Annotated in this window: 24 protein-coding genes, 1 tRNA gene and 1 pseudogene; 9 read left to right on the forward strand and 17 right to left on the reverse strand. The window is 59.8% G+C overall.

What is annotated here, in order from left to right; translation table 11 throughout:
* Positions 1-10 precede the first annotated feature (10 nt).
* Positions 11-958, forward strand: a complete 948-nt coding sequence (locus VGM71_RS12030; RefSeq protein ID WP_331545402.1) for an MASE1 domain-containing protein — start codon at positions 11-13, stop codon at positions 956-958.
* 40 nt (positions 959-998) lie between these two features.
* Here the strand turns inward: VGM71_RS12030 and VGM71_RS12035 are convergent, their stop codons facing one another.
* The 6 genes from VGM71_RS12035 to VGM71_RS12060 all read right to left on the reverse strand — a co-directional run bounded on the left by VGM71_RS12035 (position 999) and on the right by VGM71_RS12060 (position 6,563).
* Positions 999-1,436, reverse strand: a complete 438-nt coding sequence (locus VGM71_RS12035) for a hypothetical protein (RefSeq protein WP_331545404.1) — start codon at positions 1,434-1,436, stop codon at positions 999-1,001.
* Between the two features lie 231 nt (positions 1,437-1,667).
* Positions 1,668-2,537: an MBL fold metallo-hydrolase gene (locus VGM71_RS12040; RefSeq protein WP_331545406.1), complete on the reverse strand. Its 870-nt coding sequence runs from the start codon at positions 2,535-2,537 to the stop codon at positions 1,668-1,670.
* Positions 2,538-2,609: 72 nt separating this feature from the next.
* On the reverse strand, positions 2,610-3,662 hold the full coding sequence (locus tag VGM71_RS12045) for a class I SAM-dependent methyltransferase (RefSeq protein WP_331545408.1): 1,053 nt from the start codon (positions 3,660-3,662) through the stop codon (positions 2,610-2,612).
* A gap of 234 nt (positions 3,663-3,896) precedes the next feature.
* Complete coding sequence (locus VGM71_RS12050) at positions 3,897-4,433, reverse strand: hypothetical protein (protein ID WP_331545410.1); 537 nt, start codon at positions 4,431-4,433, stop codon at positions 3,897-3,899.
* Between the two features lie 297 nt (positions 4,434-4,730).
* Positions 4,731-5,702: a hypothetical protein gene (locus VGM71_RS12055; protein WP_331545412.1), complete on the reverse strand. Its 972-nt coding sequence runs from the start codon at positions 5,700-5,702 to the stop codon at positions 4,731-4,733.
* A 561-nt stretch (positions 5,703-6,263) separates the two neighbouring features.
* Positions 6,264-6,563 carry a helix-turn-helix transcriptional regulator gene (locus VGM71_RS12060; protein ID WP_331545414.1) on the reverse strand — a complete coding sequence of 100 codons (300 nt, stop codon included), beginning with the start codon at positions 6,561-6,563 and terminating at the stop codon, positions 6,264-6,266.
* A gap of 613 nt (positions 6,564-7,176) precedes the next feature.
* Here VGM71_RS12060 and VGM71_RS12065 point away from each other — a divergent pair.
* The 4 genes from VGM71_RS12065 (at position 7,177) to VGM71_RS12080 (ending at position 9,180) form a co-directional block, all read left to right on the forward strand.
* Positions 7,177-7,782 carry a hypothetical protein gene (locus VGM71_RS12065; RefSeq protein ID WP_331545416.1) on the forward strand — a complete coding sequence of 202 codons (606 nt, stop codon included), beginning with the start codon at positions 7,177-7,179 and terminating at the stop codon, positions 7,780-7,782.
* 48 nt (positions 7,783-7,830) lie between these two features.
* Positions 7,831-8,436, forward strand: coding sequence for a hypothetical protein (locus tag VGM71_RS12070; protein ID WP_331545418.1), 606 nt, complete (start codon positions 7,831-7,833; stop codon positions 8,434-8,436).
* Positions 8,433-8,786, forward strand: coding sequence for a hypothetical protein (locus tag VGM71_RS12075; RefSeq protein WP_331545420.1), 354 nt, complete (start codon positions 8,433-8,435; stop codon positions 8,784-8,786). The genes VGM71_RS12070 and VGM71_RS12075 overlap by 4 nt, the downstream gene beginning before the upstream one ends.
* Positions 8,787-8,886: 100 nt before the next feature.
* Entirely contained in the window at positions 8,887-9,180 is a 294-nt protein-coding gene (locus VGM71_RS12080) for a hypothetical protein (RefSeq protein ID WP_331545422.1), read from the forward strand.
* On the opposite strand, the gene VGM71_RS12085 is transcribed toward VGM71_RS12080, so the two are convergent.
* From VGM71_RS12085 to VGM71_RS12095, 3 genes are all read right to left on the reverse strand, one after another.
* Positions 9,177-10,268: a DUF3800 domain-containing protein gene (locus tag VGM71_RS12085; protein WP_331545424.1), complete on the reverse strand. Its 1,092-nt coding sequence runs from the start codon at positions 10,266-10,268 to the stop codon at positions 9,177-9,179. The genes VGM71_RS12080 and VGM71_RS12085 overlap by 4 nt on opposite strands.
* A 31-nt stretch (positions 10,269-10,299) precedes the next feature.
* Complete coding sequence (locus tag VGM71_RS12090) at positions 10,300-10,527, reverse strand: hypothetical protein (protein ID WP_331545425.1); 228 nt, start codon at positions 10,525-10,527, stop codon at positions 10,300-10,302.
* A gap of 68 nt (positions 10,528-10,595) precedes the next feature.
* Positions 10,596-11,342 carry an NYN domain-containing protein gene (locus VGM71_RS12095; protein ID WP_331545427.1) on the reverse strand — a complete coding sequence of 249 codons (747 nt, stop codon included), beginning with the start codon at positions 11,340-11,342 and terminating at the stop codon, positions 10,596-10,598.
* Positions 11,343-12,002: 660 nt separating this feature from the next.
* Here VGM71_RS12095 and istA point away from each other — a divergent pair.
* From istA to VGM71_RS12115, 4 genes are all read left to right on the forward strand, one after another.
* A complete protein-coding gene (gene istA / locus VGM71_RS12100) occupies positions 12,003-13,532 on the forward strand; it encodes an IS21 family transposase (RefSeq protein WP_331545429.1) in 1,530 nt (509 codons plus the stop codon).
* Positions 13,526-14,233: an ATP-binding protein gene (locus VGM71_RS12105; protein WP_331545431.1), complete on the forward strand. Its 708-nt coding sequence runs from the start codon at positions 13,526-13,528 to the stop codon at positions 14,231-14,233. The genes istA and VGM71_RS12105 overlap by 7 nt, the downstream gene beginning before the upstream one ends.
* Before the next feature lie 722 nt (positions 14,234-14,955).
* A complete protein-coding gene (locus tag VGM71_RS12110; protein WP_331545433.1) occupies positions 14,956-16,200 on the forward strand; it encodes a hypothetical protein in 1,245 nt (414 codons plus the stop codon).
* Between the two features lie 42 nt (positions 16,201-16,242).
* Entirely contained in the window at positions 16,243-17,199 is a 957-nt protein-coding gene (locus VGM71_RS12115) for a hypothetical protein (protein ID WP_331545435.1), read from the forward strand.
* 57 nt (positions 17,200-17,256) lie between these two features.
* Here the strand turns inward: VGM71_RS12115 and VGM71_RS12120 are convergent, their stop codons facing one another.
* The 8 genes and pseudogenes from VGM71_RS12120 to rplM all read right to left on the reverse strand — a co-directional run bounded on the left by VGM71_RS12120 (position 17,257) and on the right by rplM (position 25,192).
* Positions 17,257-18,924, reverse strand: coding sequence for a MobA/MobL family protein (locus VGM71_RS12120; protein ID WP_331545437.1), 1,668 nt, complete (start codon positions 18,922-18,924; stop codon positions 17,257-17,259).
* A gap of 341 nt (positions 18,925-19,265) precedes the next feature.
* Positions 19,266-21,263, reverse strand: coding sequence for an ATP-binding protein (locus VGM71_RS12125; protein ID WP_331545439.1), 1,998 nt, complete (start codon positions 21,261-21,263; stop codon positions 19,266-19,268).
* Entirely contained in the window at positions 21,260-22,687 is a 1,428-nt protein-coding gene (locus tag VGM71_RS12130) for an SIR2 family protein (RefSeq protein WP_331545441.1), read from the reverse strand. Before VGM71_RS12130 ends, VGM71_RS12125 begins: the two co-directional genes overlap by 4 nt.
* Before the next feature lie 19 nt (positions 22,688-22,706).
* Positions 22,707-23,930: a site-specific integrase gene (locus tag VGM71_RS12135; protein WP_331545443.1), complete on the reverse strand. Its 1,224-nt coding sequence runs from the start codon at positions 23,928-23,930 to the stop codon at positions 22,707-22,709.
* A 27-nt stretch (positions 23,931-23,957) separates the two neighbouring features.
* Positions 23,958-24,140: pseudogene (locus tag VGM71_RS17685) on the reverse strand (DUF6538 domain-containing protein); the annotation flags it as partial.
* A 79-nt stretch (positions 24,141-24,219) separates the two neighbouring features.
* Positions 24,220-24,293: transfer RNA gene (locus VGM71_RS12140), tRNA-Gln, on the reverse strand.
* A 68-nt stretch (positions 24,294-24,361) separates the two neighbouring features.
* Positions 24,362-24,754 carry a 30S ribosomal protein S9 gene (gene rpsI, locus VGM71_RS12145; RefSeq protein WP_331545445.1) on the reverse strand — a complete coding sequence of 131 codons (393 nt, stop codon included), beginning with the start codon at positions 24,752-24,754 and terminating at the stop codon, positions 24,362-24,364.
* A 9-nt stretch (positions 24,755-24,763) separates the two neighbouring features.
* A complete protein-coding gene (rplM, locus tag VGM71_RS12150; RefSeq protein ID WP_166699779.1) occupies positions 24,764-25,192 on the reverse strand; it encodes a 50S ribosomal protein L13 in 429 nt (142 codons plus the stop codon).
* Positions 25,193-25,220 lie beyond the last annotated feature (28 nt).

Here is a 25,220-nt window from a genome sequence, read left to right on the forward strand (position 1 = left end):
GGCCAAACACGTGGGCAGAGTGAACAGGGATCCGTTGGTCTGGGGGCGCTACCTTGCCGTGGCGGGAGCCTATGCGGCCTGCTATGAGCTGACCCGCTATTTTTCGTTCTCGCACTGGATGCTGCCCGCGGGGCTCAGGCTGGCCTGTCTTCTCCTGGTCCCACGGCGATTCTGGCCGGCGTTGGCCGTGGGCGAAGCCCTTCCCGTGGCCGAGATGGCCTTCCTGCATGCGTCCGTCTTCGGTGTGGCCTGGGCATTGGCTGCCTCTGTGCCGCCTATCCTGTTCTGCATGCCCGTCGTGGCATGGATGCGCAATCGTGCGCCGCTGGTACGCGGCGACGGGCAGATCAACATGAGCCTGATCGTCTCCGTCACCCTCCTGTGCGCCGCGGTCACCGCCATCGAGGACTCCCTGGTACTGACGACGATGGTGATGAGCGATGGTTCGCCCGGCCCCGCCATGACGGCGCCCATCTTCCTTGTGTGGTTCCTCGGAGCCTATCTCGGCGCACTGGCAGTCGTTCCCACGATCCTCGGGCTCCGCGAGCGCCTGGCAGCCGAACCGCACGGCATCGTCACGTGGCAGGCCGTCAGGCACAGTGCGCTGTTCCGCGACATGCTGCTCTTCGCCCTGCCGGTGCTGGCGCTGCTCACGGTTCTCACGTCGTTCGCCAGCGATGGCGCGCTGCAATGTGCGCGCATCGCCATGGGGTTGCCGGTGATCGCGATGGCACTGCGGCATGGGTGGCACGGCGCCTCCATCAGTTCCCTGTTCGCGAGCATCGCCATCGCTTCGACGGCTTTCGAGCTGCAGGATCCCGCGATGATCCAGACCCAGGCCATCCTGGCCTTCATCATCACCACGTCGCTTCTGTTCGGAGTTCGCATCGCCCGGCGCCAGGCAGCCCTGCATGTTCTCGCAACCCGGGAACTGCCCGCTCACGGACCCCGTCGTTGAGGAGGCTGCCCCCTCCTCAACGAACGGTGTCCTTGCGACGTTACCGGCCCGTGCACTCCACGGGGTTGTTCTTGCAGTCGGCGGGAACCAGCATCAGCCGTGCGGTGCCATCGGACTGCGGCGCGACGAACAGCTGCACCGTCCCATCGTCGTAGACCGACTCGACGGCCGTGCTGGCCGGAGCAGGCAGCGGTTCGTCAGGCGTGGCTAGCGTGTCCGTACCGATGGGCAGGCCCGTGAGTTTGTACGGCGTGCGAGCGAAGGCGCCGCGCACGGTGCCACTGGCATCGTTGACCTGGATGTATCGCGTGCCGCCGCGCTCGAACACGTAGACATGGTAGTTCGGGCTGGAGCTCACGTCAGTGGCATTGGGCCACGACTGTCCCAAGCCGGACAGGGCTGTTTGCGAATGCGCCGCGCCAATGCCGAAAGTGAGCAAGACAAGGGAAGCGAGCAAGGTACGGGTGTGATTGAACATGGTGGTGGTCCTCTGGTTGGTGAATGCAGTCTGCGCTCGTGCGGCGCCAGATCGTGCGACCCGGCCGTGGTGAATCCACGACCGGGCGAGGCCACTTTCCCGCATGAATCCTGCCAATGTGCAGGTGCCTGCCGAATTCGCACATAGATTGCCGGTTCGCGGAGGACAAACCCCGCCACCGCCCCTTTGCATGAACGCGGCCGTCCCACGCGATGGCTGATTCTGCGAGTACTAAACCTTGTTGAGTGGAATCTTCAGGTAGCTCACGCCGTTGTCCTCCGCCGGCGGCATCTTGCCCGCGCGCATGTTCACCTGCACGGCGGGCAGCAGGAGCTTCGGCACGGGGAGCGTGGCGTCCCGGGCGGTTCGCATGGCGGCGAATGCGTCCTCGCCATCGCGCAGGTGCACATTGCCGTGGCGCTCTTCCGCCACAGTGGTTTCGTGGGCGAACTCATCGCGCCCCGGTGCCTTGTAATCGTGACAGAGGAAGATGCGCGTCTCGTCCGCCAGCGCGAAGATTTTCTGGATCGACCGGTAAAGCGCCCTTGCATCGCCACCCGGAAAATCGCAACGTGCCGTGCCATAGTCGGGCATGAACAGCGTATCGCCCACGAAAGCGGCATCGCCGATGACATGGGTCATGCAGGCTGGTGTGTGCCCCGGTGTATGCAGGGCCACTGCCTCGATGTCGCCGAGCCTGTATCGCTCACCATCCTTGAACAGGTGGTCGAACTGGCTTCCGTCTCGCCGAAAGTCGTCGCCTGAATTAAGCAAATCCCCGAAGACTTCCTGCACGGCGACAATGTTTTCGCCGATACCCACCATGCCGCCGAGCACCGATCGCACGTACTGGGCCGCCGACAGGTGGTCGGCATGCACATGGGTGTCGATCACCCACTGCAGCGCAAGCGAATGAGTCCTGACGAAATCGATGATCGCATCGGCCGACTCGTGCTTCGTCCGCCCGGCGGCAGGGTCGTAATCAAGGACGCTGTCGATCACAGCGGCCATGCGCGTCGCCGGGTCCCAGACCACATAGCTGAACGTGTTGCTCGCTCCATCGAAGAATGCTTTGACGTCGGGTTTAGCCGTGGGTGCCATGTCGGGAAAATCCGGGAGAGTGAGAGGCCTGCTCGGCCCTCACTCTAATGGCGGCCCACGCCCGAGTCGATCTCAGGGACGAGCCTCCAGCACGATATTGAACGGCGTTTCCGCGGCGCGCCGGAAGCGGCGGAAGCCGCCGGCATCGACGATCACCTTGCGCAACCGGGCCTCGCCTGCCTGGGCTCCGAGGGCGGGGCCATGGCGAGCCAGCGACACCGGCACGCAGATCATCGACGACGCGGCGTAGTACACGCGTCCGACGGGATTGAGGTTGTCCGCCGCACTGTCACCTGCTTGGGGCTCCACGACCATGCAGGTGCCATCGTCTTTCAAGGCGCTCCTTGCGTGGCGGGCGGCACCGTCGGGATCGGCCATGTCATGCAGGCAGTCGAAGAAGGCGATGAGGTCGAAATCGCGGCCCTTGTACCCGGAGGCGTCCGCCTGCTCGAACGTGGCGTTGGTTACCCCAGCCGTCTTCGCGCGTTCGCGTGCCACGTCGATCGAGGGGACATGATAGTCGTAGCCGACGAACTGCGATGCAGGAAACGCTTTCGCCATGAGCACCGTACTGGCACCGTGGCCGCATCCGATATCCGCGACCTTGCCGCCGCGGCCGAGCTTGTCGACGACACCATCGAGCGCCGGCAGCCATGCACCCAGAAGATGGGCGTTGTATCCGGCGCGGAAGAAGCGCTCGGTGCCATGGAACAGGCAGGGATGGTGCTCGCCCCACTCCATGCCGGCACCGCTTCGGAAGTTGTCGCGCACGCGCGGATACGTATGGAATAACGCCAGCGCAATTTCATACGCGCCCGACAGGTCGACCGGGCCAGCAGGGTCCGCGAGGCAGGCCGCCTGCTCTTCGTTGAGCCGGAACTTGCCCGACGCGGCGTCGTAATCGACATAGCCGCCGGCCGCCTGGTTGCCCAGCCATTCACGCATGTAGCGCTCGTTGGTGCCAGTACGCGATGCCAGTTCGGCGGATGTGAGGGATTCCTTCGCCAGCGCCTTGTACAGGCCAAGTTCGTCGCCGAGCAGGACCAACACCGCGCTGAAAGCGGCGCCGAGGTCACCAACCGCCTTTCCTAGAAATGCGTTGAGTTTCTCTTCATCGATGGGCATGAGTACGCGCTCCGAAGCCTGGGGGCTCGATGCGGCTAATCGCCAGCGGTTCCGGCCAGCCGCGAGGCATGGAACCGGAGACACCGTCCTGCCAACGGATGATCTCTGCTTCTGTCCGCAAGCTGCATGCGGCCGATGGAGTATAACGCCGGAAAATCGACCTCCATGTCGAGGACATAATGGCTGCTCACAAAGGCAACAGGTCGCTGTGCTTCACCGCCTGGCCTGGATCGATCAGGGATAAGGATTCGCCCGGTCCTCGTTCTCCAGCCAGGCCTTCCAGTTCCAGCCGTCGGCACCGTTCCTGCGGGCGTCTTGCAGAGCCGCCTTACCGTCGCCGAGCTTGCAGCGGAAGTAGCGCCGGGCCGAACCATCCGTGTTGTCGCCCTCGCCTTCGTTGCGATGCGCGAAGACCCGAAGTTCGAGACCCTTCTGATAACCCCACGCCTCGATCCCGGGAGGCACGGTAAACACGCATCCATCATCGTCGCCGTCGCACGGCATCAGCGAGCAATCAATCTCGATGCGCGCAAGGCGCTCGTTGTTTCCTAGCCCGAGTTCACCAGGCCTGGTGATTCCAAGTTCCCAGTACTTTCTGTCGGGATGATTCTTGGCAAGCTTTATGTTGCCGTCGGCAGGGTTCTGCTCTTTCCTCAGGAGGATCGCCCTACCGGTATTCGTAATCGCGTGCGCGACGTACCGGACGCTGCCCTTTTGCCAAAAATCGCTGGTGATTCCGTAGAGATCGGCCTGCTTCGGACGCTTGTACATGGCGTTAGCCTCATATCGCTGGTGGGTAATGCCAACATATGCACTGCGTACAAGGAGCCATATCGGACAAAGGCTGATTTTCAACGTGAAAGGGCCAGGCGCGCGACTAAAGTGGCGAGCGCCGCGCGCACGCAAAAAAAAAGGACTCCGGAAACCGGAGCCCTTTTCAATTTGGCTGGGAGACTAGGAGCCTACGTCATCAGCCACATCCCGCGCCCTGGCTTGGTCTGCGGATGGGCTAACCGGTGGGGATGTGTCCCAGTGAGTTGACCCAGCGCGACGTTATCACGGCCGGCGTCACCACGGACGGGGCTTTGGTCCAGATGCGCGCAACTTCCTTTGGACGATGTTGTATTCCTCCGCCCACCGTTGTCCGATGTCTAAGCGCTCTTTTAAGGCTCTGGTTAAGGGCTCCGTCACCAGTCCCCCGACGTCCACTGCCGCGGCGTCAAGTAATTGTGGAGCTGTCTTAGGTGCGACGTCGACCAACGGAATTTTACGGGCAAGATTCTTGGTGGCTATTTTGGCCTCACTGTCGTTAAGCAAGAGCCAACCTTGTTCTGATCTTGAGCGTTCCTGATGCGCTCCAGCCGTCAGCAAAAACCCTAACTCGATGGCATCGAGTTGGGCCAGAAGCATCGACGGAGCTTTCTCGTCGTCGCCATCTGCACGGGCCTTATAGATAAGCCGAATATCATCTAACTGGTCGAGAGAATACGTGGGCAGCCCGGCCCTGGTATAGGACAGATAGTGCATCCAGTAAAAGCGCGACATGTCGTCGGCATTCCCTGGGCGTCCTATCAGCTGTAAGATTTCCTGGCCGTATCGCCTGAGACGTTCGAACTGGGGCTCCGGCCCGAAGTCGTCCACGGCTGGGGATAATCGACCGACATTCAGAACCTTGGGCGTTATGGAGTCCGGTCGTTTGGCCTGAAACACTGCCATCCGATTGTCGTCCAAACCATGCCGCACGAGAAGCGCGAAATCAGCCCCTGTCCTGGTTTCGGAGTCGAACGCGCCGGGTGTCTTCCGGTATCGTATCCAGCTAAAGCCATCCGTAGCCTCTGTAACGAGTCGGTTGCTCCACGCGGCATTCGCCGCGAATGCCCCGAGAAGCGCCCCAGTCATGGTCTCCTCGTCCACATGAGCAACCATCGGTCCAGCCATCAGGTCCAAGCATGAACGCTGGAAAACGCGTTGGACAATAGAGTGAGCGCCTGTCGGGTTGAAATATGCCAGGTCATCGTCGAGCGAATCCTTGTCAGACATCGATGCCGCTCCGAATGCAAAGTGCACATCATAAAGTCCGAGGGGCATTCGGGCTATGTCCCTGTGCTCGGAGCACTTTCTCAACAAAATAGATTAAATTCGAGCGAAAGCCTATGTCGACGCCCGGTTCCACTGCTTTGATAAATTGAGCCCGCCAATGCTGAGGCAAGTGCCATGTTTCATGGAACTGAGACTGCATTTGGTCGAGAAATCGAGGATACGTTCCCACCTTATGGACAACGAAAGCTCGGAGATGATTCCGCTGCGCTTCTGAAAGCTCGTTGGAAGGGTTAGTCGCAAGACGAGCAACCTCTTTCTGAATTAAGACGTGGGTGGCAACGCCCCGCCAGTGTTGCCACAGCTGGGTCAGCGAGTCGTAGTAATGCTCCTCATACCAACGCGTCCCACTTCCCACTTTCCAATGCGTAGAGCCGCCGGATTCCAGGCGCTCCAGCCTTAGGCCTAACGATTTAAAGAAACGGGCGCGAGCGGCAGCGTTCATAGTGGATCCGAGTTCGAAGAGACCCGATCCATACCGTACCCCTGGCGCTTGGCAAGGCCCTAAGGCTCGGCCGTCCGAGAACCGGCAATCGTAGCCTCCACGGCGGCCCCAAATGAAGCCAGGTCGTGCCCGCACACTTGGGACCAGTCGCGAAGTTGCAGACCATCGAGCCGCTTCTGTCCAGTCTCGGCTTGACTCACGTAGTTCTGAGACCGCCCCAGCTTGGCCGCGAGGTCCACCTGGGTCAGCTCTGCCTCGACCCGGAAGGCACGCAGCGTTTGACCGATGGCCGCATATTCCGGCCGGGCGTGGGATTTCTTCGCTGTTGTTTTGGGCGGCTTGGGTGGTGGGCGCTGCATGTAAATACCCGCTATGGCGGGTTAACAAGCTATACACCGTCTGGCGATACACCCACTAGGTTTATCGCTTGTTCAAATATCGCTAGTAGGTTTACGTTAGCGTTCGCGTCAGGCAACGCCGGCTGCCCTCCTAAGTGTCGGCAAAGGACAGGGACCTCTATATGAACGTTTGTAGCCGACGGTTCGCCATGGTGGCGATGCTGGTTGTGACCGGCACGGCCGTCGCCAGCCAAGCCGACGTCTGTTACTCACCCGCTGCGTCGAGCAGCCAAGTCGACAAGCTCACCAGCTCGACCGCCTTGGATTGCCCTATCGCTGGTCACCATACCTTGGGTCAGCTGGCTCAGACGGGTTGGTCAGTGGCTTCGGTTCAACCCGTAACTGTCGACTACGCCGTGGATGCAGCGACACAGAGCCCTCACAGCGCAAGCGCGTGGATGCTCGTAATTCAAAAGGAGAGCAAGTGATGCGCCCTCGCTCTCCCCTGCTTTGCGTCGGCTTGGGCCTGTTGGCAGCCTGCTCGCAGGCTGCGCCAGACAGTTCACCACCCGCTACGGAGTCTGCCGCCCCGACTTCGGCACCGGTTGCTGCCGCGCCGGCAACGCCACCCACGGTGACGGCAAGCGAAAAATCCTTCAGCGAGTATCAGGCTCCCGAAGATGACGCCCTTAGCTGGTTAGGGCTCTACTACGCCGCGGCCGGCACCCCGGTGGACTACCCCGCCATCGCCGCGCGACTCGACCCCGCGTTTCAGCGCACCACCGATGCATTCGCTCAGCGCGACGCAGTTGCCGCCGTGAAGGTCAAGCTCGACAAGGCCATCGCTGCCGCCAAAGCAAACCCGTATGTGAAGTTGTCCCCGGTGGTTGCTCGCATGCCCGCCTACGACCTCACGCGAAATCTTTACGATTTGGGCGCTTTCATCGGGCCGGACCTTCGCATTGGTATCGGAGCCGGGGTTGCGAGCGTGTCGTTCACGCCCAATCCGTCCCTGGCCACATTTGCTCCAGCCAATGAGGCAGAGGCGAGAGGCCTTGAGCACACCATCAGCTCTAACCCCCTTGGGCGCCAGGTGCAGTTCACCGTCTATGGCAAAGTTGTGGCCGCCACCCTTCGAGGCGGGGAGCCGCAATTGACCGTCGTGCCTAGCCGCGTTGTGGTTGAAAACTACTTGGTGAGCGGCGCGACGCAACCCCTCTTTACCGCCACCGTCCCCTGACACCTTGGGGCGCCACTGCGGCGCCCTCTTCTTATATGCGGAGCTTCTATGCTGACCATCCTTGCGCTGGTTGTGGGCGTCGTCGTGCTCATCGCTGCACTCAGACGCCGGAATCGCAGACCTGCGGAACACGCTGGTGCGCCCCTCGTCGTTGGCGCAGCCGCGCCCGGAACCGATTGGCGGGTCTCGCGCGACGAAAGCCCGACGATGCGCCAAGCCATAGCTGTCATGTCAGGGCACGCCGACGTGCTCCAGCAACTGGGTGATGGCTGGCTTGTCTCGGCCAATTTGAAAGTGCGTGAGCCTGCGACCTTTCGCGCGAATGTTCTGCACGCTCAAAGTTTGAAGGTGCTCATCAACGACGAATGTGCTGCCCTCGTCACCGAGCTTCGGGACCTAGAGCATAAGCGCGATTCTGCTGCGTTGTTCGACGTGCGCCGAGAACAAGCGCATGCCCTAGCAGATTGGGCTGGTGTGCTGAATCGCGCGCTTCGAGACCGCCTTCAGGCGCTGGCCACCGAAAGGGGGTTGGACATGAGTGCGCTATTGGATGCTGCGGCCAAACAAGGTGGAAGGCTCGACGGGGGCACCGTGGACGCTTGGTTGCCTCGTTTCTCTCCAGGCGACTTCACCATCAGGGAGGTGCTGCCATGAGTGGCTTCGACTTCGCTCGCTACACGCCCCAGCAGATTGAAGCGCACTGCCAGAACAATGCGCGGTCCCTGTCGCTCAATCCCAACGGCTATCAGGCTCAGCAGCGCGATGCATTAGGGCGTGCTGAGCGACTGGAAGCGCAGGCGCATGCAGAAGCTAAGGCGTTTCGAGTCTGGCGTGTCGGGTTCATCGTGCCTCGCCGCGAGGCGTGGGCGACCGTTGATGCTGCCAGCAATGAAGCTCGGCAACGGGCTACTCAAGAGGTGTTGCGCTTGCGCACCGCGTGGGCTGCGCTTTACCCGCTTCTGACGCCCGAAGAGCGAGAACAGTGGCTGTCCCGTCCAGGTTAGCGACGCTGCCGAAAACGCAGGTATATCGCCCGTGCCCCGCTGCACATCATTGAACGCTCCCACTACACTTAAATTCCCTCTGCACATGCCAGGATGCACCGTGCTCCATATAGACTCTTCTGCTCCCCTTCCCCTGGCAACAATCATCGCCGCGACCGTAGCGCTTGATGATGCGCTAGGGCGGACGCAGTATCCGCAGGCTCGCCACCACGCACGCATGCTTGTTTTGCGCAGCGAAACCGGCGAATTCGCCGACATTGCGACCGCGGCTCGCGAGCTGATGACAGCGCTCGACCAAACAAGCCGGCCCGAACGAACCCATTGGGGTCCCGCCCTCGACCGAGTCCATCACGCGGTCGACCAGGCGCTCGACGACGTGGACGACCGTAGTTAGCTGGGCAAGCCTTGGCGAGCATTCCGGGCCGCTGCTTCTGCCAGGAACTCCGCTGCACCGTCCACCAGATTTTGTTCGCCGCCCGCTGGTTCGTTGGCGCGGCCGAATTCACGAATCGCGACAATGCCATCAACCAAGATGACGAACAACTGGCTGTTTCGGAGCTGTTTGTGGAACTCGGTCTCAGGCCGCAATTTCAGGGTAGCCATCATCAGGTCCATCGACGCCCCCGCCAGAACGTCCGCCAGTTGAATCTGCGGATATTGTTTAGAGTCCGCGAACGCGAGCTTGGAGATGCGCAGAGGTAGCTCCGCTTTTCGCATGCCATAGCCGAATTTGCGAGGCGCCAGCGGGGTCATTAGCTCTCGAATGAAGGGTTCTCGTTGAGCCAAAGGCTTAGAAGCATCGTGAGTGACGCTGAATTCACCCGGATGCTCATCCATCCACTGACTCACGACGCCGATGAACAGGTCCGGCATGGGGTCGAACACTGCCCTTGCCTCGAACCCTTCTATGCCCTCTTGCGCCCGACCCTTCGTTCCATACAGCAGCATGGCCTCCCGCCCAAACTTTCCATCGGTAGCAGGCAGCACAACCCGGTCAAGCATCTGTTCGTAGGCCAAGAAGGCTTCTTTGGACTGCCTCCGAATAACCGCCTCAAAAGCTCCCAGCACTTTCCTCCACCCACCGTTTGGCAGGATATGAGGGCCAGCAAAATGCAGGAGCCTTGCCAGGCTGACATGCGTGTCTCCGGCATACGCGTCGATACCCGCATCCAGCAACGCCGGTTCGATGAGCTTGTCGACCAGATGAGCCGTCAGATAGAACCGCTTGTCCGCCACCATCACCTTGGCGCTTTCTCGATTCAGTTCGGAACTTCGCAGCAGCGACAGTAGCGCCGACTGTCCTTTGTGGGAGCCCTTGAGCTTCGAGTATTTCGCCTCACTCTGGCCCTGCCTGAGAAGGGGTGAAAGAAGGCCACTGCAAGCGGCTTCTTCCAAAGACGTCGACGCGAGCACCGCCACGGGCTGCGCCTCGTTGAGCAAATCAGTTCCCGTGTTGCCGGACTCATCGAAGTAAAGGTCCATCTACCGCTTTCCTCACAGCTGTTGGTGGGCTCTATTTTTGAACGACAAACTTGAGCCCTAGGGCGTTCAACTGGGCAATCAAACGTTTCACCTCAGCGAGCGACTGACGTTTCTCGAACTCGAAGCGAATGTCTGCCGATTCCAAGCCCGGTATGTTTACGTGCTCAAGCCAAGATATGTAGGCACCTCCTCCTTGCTCTACTGACCACTCACTGGCGCCCAGTATGGGCACCGCCTCGTGACGTTTCTTGCTACTCATAAGTCTCCTCCGGTTGTAATTCAAACGAACGGTAGCGAGTCCGACGCTCGAACTCTTCCAGCCTTACGTTAACCAGTCGCCTTCATTCGGACGACCCACTGCCCGACTGACTCTTCCACCGTCTCCAGTCCTGGATAGGTCTTCACCATATTGAGCAGGCCCGAATGCCCATAGGTCTTCGGTGAAAACGAAGGGTCGGTGCGCTTGAGATACTGACCTAGTGGACTCAGTAACACCTTGCCCTCCGGAGTGCTGGCGACAAGCAACTGCACGGCATCGAACAGGAAGGCCGGGCGCTTGCGGCTCGTTGCTTTCGGAGGCGCTGCGGGCGTGCCTTTGACCACTTTGTTCGGTGGATTGACCATGTCGGCAGCAGGCGCCTCCGCAGGTTTCGTCCACTCAAAGAATTCGTCGCTGGCGTTCCGCAGCGCGTCCGGCGTTTTGGCTTCTCCCACGATGCACACCTTGGCGTTGCGTTCTCGCAGCTTCCGGCACAGATACGCAAAGTCCGAATCGCTTGTGACTAGACAAAACACCTCGGCCCGCTGGTCAAAGAGGACTTCGAGCGCGTCCAACGCTAGCGCGATGTCCGCCGTGTTCTTGCCGGCGGCGTATTGGAATTGGACGCAGGGAGTGAACGCCTGGCTGACAAGCGTCTCTTGCCATCGTCCCGAGAGCGTCCCTGGGTTGCCGTAACCGCGGCGGACCACCACGCGGCCGAACTGAGCGGCCATCTTTAACGCATGCGCGACGATGTCGGGCGAAACGTTGTCGCAGTCGACCAGCACTGCCACTCGCGTATCAGAGTTGTCCATCTCGTGCCCCTCCCTTGGGCCATCGATTGTAGCCACACCAGCGGGATGGAGAACAACCTTTCGAGGCAGGCGTGTGTGCGCCGCGAGCGGGTAATTACATGTAATAACGCACCAACCTTCCGAAGCGGTCGCGGGCCACTCGACGGAACCGAATTCACCAAATTTGCAATCCATTCGCCGGCGAAAAAAGTGGCTCTAGCCGCCGCGTGATCGCACTTTTCGATTTTCGATGGCGAAAAGTCCTTAGAAATAGGTGTCGAAATTCGCCGTGATCCGCAGCCTTCGCGACGTAGCTCACTTGACACGGTCCAAATGAGAGGTAGACGTGCAGACCCTTTATGGACTGCCCCGTGACTCCGGATATCTCTCACTTACGCGCTACTGCATCTGGCCTCGCCGCGAGCCTCTCCGACTCCGGCGCGGCCGCTCAGTCCTTCTCCCGGGCATCGTCGGAGGTGGGCCGAGTCTAGCCGCCCTTCGCTCGCCACCGGGAACGGACACAAAAAAAGGCCAGGAGTAACTAGCTCCCGGCCTTGGTGACGCTGCAGTTTTCAACAGCCTGCGGAGTCGTTGTAGAGCCGAACCCTCCCCTTGTCAACTGGGCCAATCCTTGGCCCCACGGGCGCGCTTGGCCTTTGCCAAGGCGCCGCGGGAGTTCTCATGCAACGTTACGCACAATACGACACCGCTCAGCTTTTGATGACCACGCCGCTCAGCGACCGCGCCGTAGCGGCTTCCACCCGCTTGTCTAAAACCACGGTCAGGCGCTACCGACGCGTGCTCACCCAACAACCCCTGTCGTGGCTCGAACTCAAAACGCTGCCTGACCATGAATTTGAACGGGTGCTGCGCCGGCAGCGCTCGGGCGGCAAGCCCAAGCCCGAACTCGACTTCAAGTTCATCGAGCAAGAGTTGAAAAGCCCAGGCGTGACCCGCCAGCTCTTGTGGGAAGAATATCGCCAGGCCGACCCGGATAACACGCTTTGCTATTCGCACTTTGCAGCGAAGATACGGGAGCAGCGCCACCGGCAACCCACGGTCATGCGCCAAGACTATGCGGCGGGGCGGAGCCTCTTGGTGGACTACTCCGGCAAGCGGCTGTTCTACATCGATCGCGCCAGCGGACAGCCCGTGTATGTCGAGCTGTTCGTGGGTGTGCTGCCGTGCAGTTCGATGGTCTATGCGACATGTACGGGCACTCAGGGCAGCGCGGACTTTCTGAAGGCCCATGTCGCCATGTTCGAATATTTCGGCGGCGTTCCACTGATTCTCGTGTGCGACAACCTGAAATCCGCCGTCACCAAGCCTGCGAGCACCGGCAAACCGGCGGTGATTCAGCGCAACTACGGCGACCTGGCCAGACACTACGCGGTCGCCGTGCACCCGACTCGGCCACGTCGTCCACGCGATAAAGCCACCGTGGAAGCCTCGGTGCGAATCGCCCAGAATTGGATTCTGGCGCCGCTGCGCAAGCGAGTGTTTCATTCGCTCGAAGACATCAACTTGGCTGTGGCTGAAGCGTTGGAGCGGTTGAACCAAAGAAAAATGACAAAGGACGGACAAACCCGGCGCCAGCGGTTTGAAACCCTGGAGCGCCACCACCTGCGCCCGCTTCCTGCCGAGCCCTATCTCTATGGCGAGTGGCACATCGTGCCGAAGGTGCCGCAGGACTACCACGTTGCGGTCGAAGGCCATTTCTATTCAGTGCCGCACCACCTCGTGGGCGAGCGTGTGGATGCCCGCGTGCAGGATGACCTCGTAGAAATATTCCACCAACGCAAGCGCGTGGCACGTCACGCGTATTGCCGCGAACGCGGCCGGCACACGACCGTGCGCGCGCACCAGACCGAGGCGCACCAGATGCAGGCGGACCGTTCACCAGAGGGCATGCTGCGGTGGGCTCAAGATGCGGGTCCCGCCATTGCCCGATTTGTCCACGCGCAACTGAGCACCGACCGGCCTTATTTGGGTATGGCCGCTTGCGAACAGGTGCACGCTTGGGCAGCAAAGCACGGCACTGCGTTGGTGGACCGGGTGGTGGGGCAAGCCCTGGAGATGAAGTCGGCGAATGTCTCGGCGCTGCGCCGGTTGATGGCCCACGCCACCAAACCCGTGGATACGCCCCAGCCCACCACCCGCGGGCGCAACATCCGCGGCGCTCGCGCCCTGGTCGGGGGTGCGCCATGCTGAGCCAAGCCGTGAGACTCCTGCGTCAGGCGCGGCTGGGGGTGATGGCCGAACGGCTGGAGCAATGGGTGGCCGACCCGGTCAGCGTCACGGCGTCCCAGACCGAGTGCGTCATGGCCTTAGTCGAGGCCTTGCTGGCCGAGCGCACCACGCAGCGCCAGCGCAGCTTTGCCCGCCGCTCGGCATTGCCGGCCAATGTGTCGCTAGCCGCGGTGCGCACGCATCCCGCAGGCAAGCATGCGTTGACCGCTCGTGTGCTGAGCAACTTGGCGACGTGCGATTGGGTCCGCGCCGGCCGTAGCATCGTCGTGACCGGGCCGACACAGGCCGGGAAAAGTTTTCTTGCCATGGCTTTGGCTCAGGAGGCCACACTGGCCAAGTTGAGCACGCGCTACCTACGCACTTCGCACTGGGTTGCAAAGTGTGAGCAAGCTGCGTCTTCTCAAGCTGTCTTGGATGACATCCGTGCACTGACCAAGGTGAAGCTGCTGGTGCTGGATGACTTTGCGACGCAGGTGGCCGACGCTCGACACAGCCACTGGCTACGCGAAGTCCTAGACGCCCGTGAATGCGCCGGTGTGTCCACGCTCATCGTCGCGACGCCACCGATGGAAGAATGGGATGAGCGGTTTGAGGACAAGCTGGCGGCCGACGCTATCGTGGGTCGTGCGCTTCAAGCCCATTATCGGCTTCAACTGCCTTAGACGCCTGACACTCGCCGGAGCGAACGCAGCTCGTTGCTGCCGCCGCTCCGGCTTTTTGTTGGCTATTTGCCGAGCTGACCTCGCTATTGCCGAACCTCGGGCTGCGTGCCGCCGAAGGCGGGCGCGTCATCGTGGCACCGGTGAACGACGCAAGGCGGCCCGATGCGACGCAGATTCGGCACAACAAGCAATCTGCCTAACTTGGCCACGAGGTCTGGAACAACCAGACCATCACGCATCAGTGGCAAGCCTTGCCGCAGCAGGGATCGGCCGCTAGCACGGTGGTCACGCTGTTCCAGATTGAGGGAGATCCGTGCCGTCGCGATCATCCATAGGCTTTACTCTTCCTCCGTGAGACTTTTCCCATTCCGGCGTTAACGCTCGTCCTTTTGCTACGTGGTCACTTCGTTCCAGACCGATAGGTCAGTTGAAGCGGAATAAGCAGCTGCATATACCGGTGGGTATCTCCCTTTGGTCCGGAACAGGGCGACCACCATAATGGTCGGCGCATCATTCGCGCGACCTGCGACACATCTTCCGAATAAAGCGTCTACCGCGTCAGCTTTTGATGAGAGGTCATTGCCGGGCACCGTGGCTTATCGGGGGGCCCGTCGATGACCCGCCGAAGGCACGCGTTGCTTGGATGCGCCACCCCCTACGAGGCTGCCAACATTTCGCTAAGATAAAACAGAAGCCATCCGCTTGGTTGCAACGAGGTCAAGATGCCCGGCTATTCCAATGCAAGCCATAGATATCTCTTCTCAACGACAGACCTTCGGGAGCTGTTAGAGCGCCAGCTTGTCGGAATGCGGACGGAAGTCGAAAACCTTCCCCCAGACAGGTTTCTCAACACCGCACCAAGCGACCTGGCCCGGTATCTGACAGAGACATACACCGTTGACGCCATACGGCTCAATCGCCAGGACTGGCACATGACAGAAGAGGAGATTCAGGTCGACGTGCGTTATGACCGGAGGAGAGCCATCTTTGACGATAGCCGACCGGTTTACGTGCCGGGCCAACGGATTCAGGTGTTTGTGCCATTCTCGGGTGAAGCTCCACTGTTCCATGCCCGGCCGCCTCAGTTCACGATGAGCCCTCCGGCGGGTGAGGTCAAAGGAAACGAGTTAGTGCTCACCTTCGAATTTCCCCACGACAGTGCTCCAGAGCTTCGACCAATGATTGACCAAGCGCTGCAGGAAATTGAGTCTTATCTGGCTTGGTCGAACACGCCGATAGATTCAGCAAATCAGCGCCTTCCAGAGGAAGCAAGGCAGGTCATCGAAGCTCGTCGAAACCGAGTGCTTGCTAACCAAGGGAGGGTGAGTTCCCTAGGGATTCCAGTTAGGCCGCGAACGGGTGCGCCCACCACTTACGCGGTGCCGACGGCTAGGCGAAAAGCTCCTCCTTCTCTTCCACCTGCCTCGTCAGCCGCCTTTGAGCCAGAGCCAATATGGGCGATGGAGCACTATGAGCACGCGCTGGGTGTCATTCAGTCGATGGCACAACTGCTGGAGCGGTCGCCGGCGGCGTTCGCTAAGCAGAATGAAGAGCACCTGCGCGACCAATTCCTCTTTCAACTCAACGGACACTTTGAGGGCCGCGCCACGGGGGAGACGTTCAACGTCGGAGGGAAAACCGACATCTTACTTCGCGAGAACAATCGCAACGTTTTCATCGCCGAGTGCAAGTTTTGGAAGGGGTCCAAGGCGTTCCACGAGGCGATTGATCAACTGCTTGGCTACCAGTCCTGGCGCGATACAAAGATGGCGCTTCTGGTGTTCAATCGTGAGACCAATATGACTACGGTGTTGAAGGGAATCTCCGAGACGGCAACCGCTCATCCGAACTACAAGCGGACCCTCCCTTGGAATGAGGAAACCGGATTTCGCTACGTGTTTCACCACAACTCCGACACCAATCGGGAATTCATCCTCAGTGTGTTGGCGTTCGACGTCCCGAACTGACCGGCGCGCGCCCCAATTTTCAACCACCCGACGGGAAGAAACATGAGCGACAACCCGCTATACCGTAATGGATTAAATGCAATTCAGACCGGGGTTGACGATTTCAACGAAGGCTCTCCCGAACGGCTGGCGTCCGCCGTGCGCAACCTCACGGCTGGCATTCTTCTCCTATGCAAGGAGAAGCTTCGCCGTCTCTCGCCATATGACGAAATCCTAATTTGGAAGAATCTCAAACCGTGCTTGGAAGACGGGGAGTTGGTCTTCGAGAAGGTCGGAAATACGACGGTGGATGTCTGGGACATCGAGGAGCGATTCAAGTCCTGCGGTGTCGAATGCGACGTGACGCTGCTTAAGCGCATCGCAAAAGTGAGAAACGCCGTTGAGCATCACTATGTGGAAGACTCTAGACTCATCCAAAGCGCCTTCGTGGATGGTCTACGGTTCCTAACGAGCTTCATGCCGGACCACCTTGGCGCTGACCCACGAGATGCGCTGGGCGCAGAGGCCTGGGAATCGCTGATTGAGCAGAAGGAGGTTGAGGACGCTCTGCGAGCGGAGTGTCGGGCCTCCTACCAGCACATTGATTGGCCGCCCGTTCTTCAAGAAGCCATCGAGAAAGTCGGTTGCCCGGAATGCGGCTCCCATCTCGTCAAGCAAAACGACGCTAAGAATACGGTGGCTTTCGATGCCACATGGTCGTGTGCGGCGTGCGGGCATTCGGAGGGCAATCAAGAATGGGCCGGAAAGATTCTCTCTGAATATTTCGCGGCCGAGAGCTATATGGCAGCGAAGGATGGCGGTCTCGACCCTGTCGATAGCTGCCCCGAATGTGGGGAAGAAGCATTCGTGCACGAGGCCGAGATGTGTTTGGCCTGCGGTGTTGAGCCCGGTGACCTTGGGGAGTGCATGGTGTGCAGCGAGCCCCTTGGCTTGGACGACTACGGTGAATCCCTGTGCTCCTACCACCGCTATGTCGCAGAAAAGGAACGCGATAGCTGAGTGCACCGTTCGCGAGGCGACTCAACTCCTCGGTGGAACGCCAAGTGCAGGCAACGCTCAAAGACTCGGCCGAGCAACGTTCGACTTTTCCAATCGTAGCACCGGAGACGTTTCGACCGAAACGGTCGCCATGTCGAGCGCGTCGGACTCAACGCTTTTCGCGGTCCGGAGCGCCTGTGTCAGGAACGGGGTTGTGTGTGCGTCAGCCACGCTCGTGAGCACCATCGCGTAGAGCGGTTCCAAAGCAGCAACGGACTGCACACACGCATCCAACTCGTGTTGCGCCACGTCTTGTTCGTCCATCGCCGTCGCCATCTGACGGTCAAATCCGGCAACCCGTTCTACTGCGTCGGCGACGCCTCGCTTGAGTTGCTGAACTTCGGTATCGAAAGATGAGGCCTGGCCCTCCAATTCAACCAGGACGGGTGGCTTTCCGCTGCCACCCATGGCGCGGACCATACGCAACTGCCACGGATGCCCGTCGAGCCATTCCGCGAGCGCCTGCCTTGCTTCTGCGCGACGGCGCCGCCGGTCGTGCAGTTCCACCGAAAATGTTGCGCGGGCACCGTCATCCCGCTGGCGTCGCTCGCGCACGTCGAGCAGGCGAGCGGCCAGACCGACCAGCGCGCGCAACGCGCTCTCGATGCGTTGGAGCCAGCCGATAAGCTGCTCCCGCTGCTCGGGCGTTGGCTGCGGCAGCTCCGGCTTCTCGTCGAGTTCGGCAAGAAAGCGAGCCGCCAGACCGGTGGGCGCCACCGTGGGTCGTGACGTCACGGCCGACGGACCCTGGCGAAACACAATCGGAGCGGCTGGATACAGCCAGTCGTGGAGCCTAGCCTCCGACGCCGTTGCGACGACGGGGGCCACCTCCATGGGTGCCGTTGTCGGCGATTGGGTGGGCGCAGCAACGGGGGGCATACGCTCCTCTGCGAGAGCGGCCCGCAGTGAATCGCCCTTCCGTGTCGGTAGACCTTTGCGCTCCATCGCTGTAGCGCTAGGTCCAAGCCGAAGCTGCGGGAGCTTAGCGAGGCCCAGCCGCTTGTAGCTCAGGTGGGTAAAGTCTGGAACGAGGCCCACCGCGGATGCGTGGACGTTTGCCAGGTCGGCCCATTGCGCGTTTAGCTTGTCGATGACGACGGACGCAGCTTTCTTGTGCGACAGCTCTTTTAACTTATCTGTGAAGGACCAGCCCTCCGAACCGCCCGATTCCCCCTGCGCGCCCCCGTCTTCCGACGGTTCGGGTTTGCACTCGAAACGCCGGGTAGGAAAATACACGTGCGCATGGAAGCCAATTTTGCCGATGGGTTTGGGAAATCCCAAAGCGTCGACGGGCGAATCACGGTGGAGACCCACCGAGACGATCGTGTGGAACCGCTCGACGATGGATTGAGCCATGTAGCGGGCCATCTCGGTGGCCTCGACATCGCTGAGGCCAAAGGGCACGGGCAATCGATAGTCATGGGCGACCTGGCTGTCCTTTCGGCGCTCGGCCCGTTCCACAGCCGACCAGAGTCGTTCGGCGTCGGTCGCCCACATCGGCGCTCCTTCGGGCGCGAGCGTGAACGCGGCGACCACTTCTTCGCCTAAGGCCCTGTGCCGGTAGTCGTGCCATTCGCCCGTCCGCTTATCCAGAAGCCTCAGGCCTAGGCGGTAAGCGACGCCTGCCAGCGCCGAATGGCCTTTGCCCCGGCTATGCGTTGTCAGGTGCGGGCGAGCGTGAGTCATTGCACTTCCTTGTGTCAGTCCGTTCCCCGCCATGTAAGCAGCAATTGACGAAGTGTCAAGTAGACTTGACACTTCAGAATCACACTTCAGGAAAGTCTGTTGCGCCAACGCTGAGTGTTGGCGGCCGTGGATGTTCGCCTTGGCTCTGGATGTTGCTGGGCTTTGAGCGGCGAGTTGGAACAACTCTGAGACGCGCCCTAGATGTTGACGTGAAGGCGAGTATTGGTCTGCATATGGATTTTCCACCGGATTCGGAAGACTTTGGCGCGCAGGTCTTCTGCATGACCATTGCCAACGCAATTTCTGAGACACCAGTCCCTCAAGGCGCTCCGAAGAACGGACTACGTTGTCGGGTGCCCGAAACCACTCGCTTGGTCAGGACCGTGAAACCACAACGCACGGATATCAGCGTCATCGCTCTTAGGTCTGGGGTAGACATCACGCACTTTGAACGTAGTTGGCAAATTGACGGAATTACCAAAAATTAGTGCGTGTTGCTTCGGCAGCGAAGGTAGGCGCTTCATAACAGCATCGGAAATGAACGGTGTCATCTGTCGAATATGCACGAGATCGTCGGGGTTCTGAATGCGGTGGACCACGAAATTCGAGCATTGCGAAAGCACTGTCTTTGACAGTTCGCTTGGCCGTTGCGATGCGACCGTCAGGAACAGCCCATATTTTCGGCCTTCTTTGGCGATGCGCTGGAACACACGACTCGAGTCAATGGCGTGCAAGCCAGGTCGCTCCGCGATATATCGATGAGCCTCTTCTAAAATCATGTTTACCGGCAGCGCATTTCGCGGGTCTGCCTTGCGCAAGCGCTCGAAAATCAAACGAGCCATTACCGCAGAAGCAACCTCTACGACTTCGTCCGGCGCTTCGTTCATGTCGAACACCATGACTTGGGCTGCTTTGTAATAGCGACCTTCTTTCTTTCGAATGCCTAAGTAGCCGTCAACAAACGTTCCGATATCACGTTCTTCGGGAGCGAGTTTGTCAGGGTCTACGCGTAGGAAAGCGAACTCTTCTCGGTTGCCAATCCATTTGAGCCGCGTGACCATTTGAGCGCAGTAGTCTCGGATTTGCCGATTTCCGTGAGCCTCCTCATAGAGCAAGGCAAGGTCCATCGCCTTTTCGAGGTCTCGAAAACGGAATGGTGCATTGGCATACGCTGGAAGGTCCACGTTATCGGAAAGAAAGTCGCTCAAATAGGTCAGCGCAGCCGTGGGATCAACAAACCCACCGAAATTCACTTTGAGGCGCGGGCCAATTTTTTCGATGTTTAGCTCAGAGGTGTTAAAAGATGACAGCAAGGCAATGATGCGGTCCGCTTTGGCCGATGGTCCCGCCTCCCCTTGTAGGACGGAAATAAAACACGAGGCCAAAATGTGATTGCGAAGGAGGGCAAGGGAGCCGTCGGAACCCGAAAATAGCGATGACAGACCAAGTGCCGTGCGCAGGACCGGCTGCTGTGTGCGCTCGCTGGCTCGCAGCAACAGCTCCCATTCCTCGACCGCCATATACCAATGCGGCAGCCGAAAGACCGCGGTGGACTCGCTGCCGCTTCGGGGCGGGGGCGGCGCCGATGTCGGATCGCCAAGCAACGTTACATAACGTCGCGAAATCGAAGCGGGCAATTCTGCGAAGGCCTTCCGATACTCGCCATTGACGTCAAGAATTAAGAAGCATGCACCTCTTGCGAAATACTCATCCTTCTTCTCAAACAGGGACTGCACGATGGTCGCCACTGTGCAGGACTTTCCGCTTCCAGTGTTGCCAAGAATTGCCACGTGGCCACCGAAGAAACTATCGATGCGCACCTTCACCGAGTAATCTTTGAAAACGACCGATGTCCCAATCGTCAATGCGTTGTAGCGCGTCGCGATGCCATCGCCCGGCGGCGTGGGCACCACCTCCGTCGCGTCGCGAACTTCAAAAATTCGGTCCAACTCGGCATCTAAAACGTAAAGAGCGTCCGCATAAAGTGACGGAAACACAGAGACACCGAACCGGAACGGTCCATCCGACTCTTGGGGCAGCATCCCCACTGGAACTAGATCAAGAAATTTTGCGGACGAGGCTTTATCCATTCCGCCTTCGGATTGTCCCGAGTCCTTTGAGGGGGACGCGTCCCGCTCGCGCAACCCGACGACTTCGGCAATTACGTATTCCCCTTGTGTTGGCATGACCACAAATGAACCGAGTCGCGCCACGTAGTGGATGTCATCAAATCCCACAACGGTGAAATTTGACGTGCCGCCATGGAGTTCCACGGTGAACCTATCCGCAGCGACGGATACGACTTTGCCAATCGCGCGGCGTTGATCGTCTGTGCTCATGCGGCGTCATCGCTCGAAGCGGCTGGCCCCGCGCGTGTAATTAGTTCCCGCAGCACGCGCTCAACTGCCTCATCGACCTTGTCGCCGGGCGCCTCAGGCATAAAGCTATCGACGAACGTTTCAAAAAAATGCGCTTTGGCGCTCTTTTCCTTGCCCTCGCCGCCAATGAACCAAACCCTAGGGTCTCTTAAATTGCGCAGTTTCGCAGGCACCCCGGTGGCGTCAGGCGGCAGCATGACGACCAGCCGGAAAGTCGGTATGGTCAAGGCCTGGAAGATGATGTTGTTCACATGTTCATCGCCGAAACTGTATCCAACAACAAACAGCACAGTTTGCTCGCGAACCATTTTCGACTGAAACTCTCGAAACAAGTCTGAATAGGGCGACCCAAAACTGGCGTTTTGCTTCATTGGCGTCGGGTAGATCATCACTCGTTCGGAGTGCTTCGCCTGCTCGGCGGAGACCTCGCGGACAGGAAACAGGCTAGAACCGTCTTCAATCCAATTGATAGAACCGTGAAGTTTGCATAGATATACGAAGTTGTCGACAGCAACCCATTTGCGACTAGTGACATCGAGTTGCTCAGCGAGCGCATAGCGAAACGACGTCGGATTAAAGCGTCGCTCAACAACCCCTGAAAAGCCGTTGCAGTAGGGGATGCCCAGGCGGTCCAGCGCTGTTTCACTAAAAAGGTCGTAGTTGGTCGTAAACACCCATGGGCGCGGCAGTGTCCTGTCGCGATAACTTAGTTTTCGATAGAAGACTTGGTAAAGGCGCACCAAGGTGTCGTCGCCGGCAGAGAATTTTCCATCTGCACATTTGTCCGTAACGAACTTCGTAACTTGCTTAATCAGGCGCTTGACGGGTTCGCGCACCTTTACAAGATTCGCGTTATCACTTTTTCCTAGGACGAACTGAAAGCTGTGGAGCACCTCCATCAGGCGCTCCAGATTGTTGGCGAATTCTGGGCCCGCGATATCCAGTCCAAAATGCTCAAGCAAAGCCGTTCGGTCTTCGACGTCATTGTTCATAGCGTCACCGTCCGGCATCACACTCGGCGCATCAACGGGCTTAGCTTGTTTGGCAGATCCATCGGGTGTCTCGGCGCTGACCGTTGAAGGCAATGCGTCCGGGGCGTCTAAGGCTTTCTCCAAGGTCGCCGTTTCTTTAAATCGACGCAAGAATTCAGCCGCCAACGGCCCCATGGTATCGATGCCAAGCTGCTCATCATTGCGCACCATCGAAGAGCAACCTGACCCAAATAAAAAAGCCAGGTTTTTTGCGTTGAGTGCGTCGTGAAAGTGTTCACGCACTTTGGCAGCCGAACGGTCCCAATCAAAATTCTCACTACCCTTGGGAGCAAGGACGTCCTCACCCCCTTTGAGAAACGCAAATTGCTGCGGGTTACCTGCTGCGCTCGTCACGGTAAATGTCCTTAAGTTGTCAAATTCCGTTGCGCGGAGACAGCAGCCCGCGCAGCCCTTCTACGTCGAGCCATTCGCTCCACTTCAACCCGTCGGTGACCGCTGTTAGTTCCGCCGGAGTCCAGGGACGCATGTAGTTCGTCTTATGCACGTCCTCGCCACCTTCGTGCCCGACAAATGCGCGGCGCCGCTCCTCTGAGACCTCGCTGCCCTGAATCATCTGGATGACGTTTTTTCGAAGGCCGTGAAATCCAACGCGCCCGGCGTCGCGCTGGGGCTTAATACCAAGTTGACTGATGTAATACGAGAAGCCTTTGCTCAAAGCATTACCCACGCCGGCCTTGCCGTCGAGCCGCACACCAGGGAATAGTCGTTTTTCACCCTGCCCGCGCAGCCACTCCACGCGTTCCATCAACCCTAACCGAAGAAGGTCTGGGTGTAATGGCACGAGGCGGTGACTTGCCTCCGATTTGACGCGTTGTTCGTCGCTGTCGGCACATATCTTCATGCACGCGATGCCCCCAATTTCTAGAAAATCGCGCAGATACAACTGGGCCACCTCGCCCACCCGCGCGCCAGTGTAGAGCCCAACCAGCGCTCCCCAGCGCACATGATCCATGCGAGTTTTGCGCATGTTGGCGGGATGATAGATTTGCTGAAGATCCGCCAGGTCGAACGGCTCCCAGCGGTGCCCCAACGCCCGGCGCGCTTTCTTTTCCCTAGTTTTGATTTTTACGAGACCGGCGACTGGATTCCCTTCGACCTGGCCCTTCTGCGCTAGGCTGTCGAACAGCGCCGCGACATGGGTCGTGTAGTTCCGGACGGTCTGCTTGCTCTTGCCATCGCGAAGCAACGCATCCGTCCATTCCGATGCCCGAGCCCTGGTAATGCCGCCGACGGGGGTTTGCTCGTCCAGATAGTCCGAAAACGACTGGAGCGCCCGACGCCGAGCGTCCCAGGTGTCCGCCTTCAAACCCAATGCCTCAGTCTCGCCGTAGGTCTTGATGGCCACCTTGAGGGACGGACCGGTGACGGGGGCGGAGACCACGGGGCCCGGCGTCGCCGGCAGTGGACTCGCAAAGATGATTCGCAAGGCTTCGAGACCGGCTGCATTATCGCCGTCGCTGCCATTGGTTTTGAGGTGAAGAGGCAGATTGGTGCGAGGGTCGACCGTCTTGATGTCGAGCCGCTTGCCCCCGCCGCCCTCCATCAGAGCGACCACATCATCGATGTTTGGTGGCATTGACACGACTCGTCCCCTGAGTGCCGCGAAAGCCGCAGCATACCGGGAGCTGAGGGCATATGCGTAGAGCTTTGCCGTAGCGGCGTCTCGGGTGCCTAGCGACCGCTTAATGACGGCCAGGCCGACCTGGCTGCGAAGGTCGGCCGGCACAACGAGGCGGAAGGCATATAGGCCGCTTTCGCGGCGAACAAGATGGTGAGCGAGGCGCATAAGTTGACCCAGCGCATTGACCCACCCGCCAAACCTCAGGCAACAAAAAAGCCCTTGCTTAGCAAGGGCTTAGTTGATGTGGCTGGGAGACTAGGATTCGAACCTAGATAAACGGAGTCAGAGTCCGTTGTCCTACCGTTAGACGATCTCCCAATAAACCGGATTTCGGCGCGCTCTGACCTTGAAGCACCGAAGGGTGAAGCGCCTGCTCTAAAACAGAATCAGCGCTTCGAGAACTGCGTGGCGCGACGGGCCTTGTGGAGGCCGACCTTCTTACGCTCGACTTCGCGGGCGTCGCGGGTCATGAAACCGGCCTTGCGCAGCGGCGACTTCAGCGCTTCGTCGTACTCGACGAGGGCGCGGGCGATGCCGAGGCGAATGGCGCCGGCCTGGCCCGTGATGCCGCCACCGGCGACGGTGACCATGATGTCGAACTTCTCGTTGTTGTCAGTCAGCGCAAGCGGCTGGCGAACGATCATGCGGGAAGTTTCACGACCGAAGAACTGGTCGAGCGGCTTGCCGTTGACGACAATGCCACCGGTGCCTTTGCGGAGGAACACGCGGGCGGCGGAGGTCTTGCGACGGCCGGTACCGTAATTCTGCTGGATAGCCATGTCGATTCCTTAGATTTCCAGCGCCTGCGGCTGCTGTGCGGTGTGCGGGTGCTCGGCGCCGCCGTACACCTTGAGCTTGCGGTACATGGCGCGACCCAGCGGGTTCTTCGGCAGCATGCCCTTGACGGCGATCTCGATCACGCGCTCGGGATGCGTGGCGAGCAGGTCCTTCAGACTGGTGGTCTTCAGGTTACCGACGTAGCCGGTGAAGCGGTGGTACATCTTGTCGTCCAGCTTCGCACCGGTGACAGCCACCTTCCCGGCGTTGATCACGACGATGTAATCGCCGGTATCGACGTGCGGGGTGAATTCGGGCTTGTGCTTGCCGCGGAGACGACGCGCGACCTCGGTCGACAGGCGACCCAGGGTCTTGTTCGTGGCGTCGATCACGAACCAATCGCGCTTGACGCTCTCAGGCTTGGCGCTGAACGTTTTCATTTCGAAAATACCTGGTTTGCCGCCCTGG

The organism is Luteibacter sp. (assembly GCF_036499525.1).
GTDB lineage: Bacteria > Pseudomonadota > Gammaproteobacteria > Xanthomonadales > Rhodanobacteraceae > Luteibacter.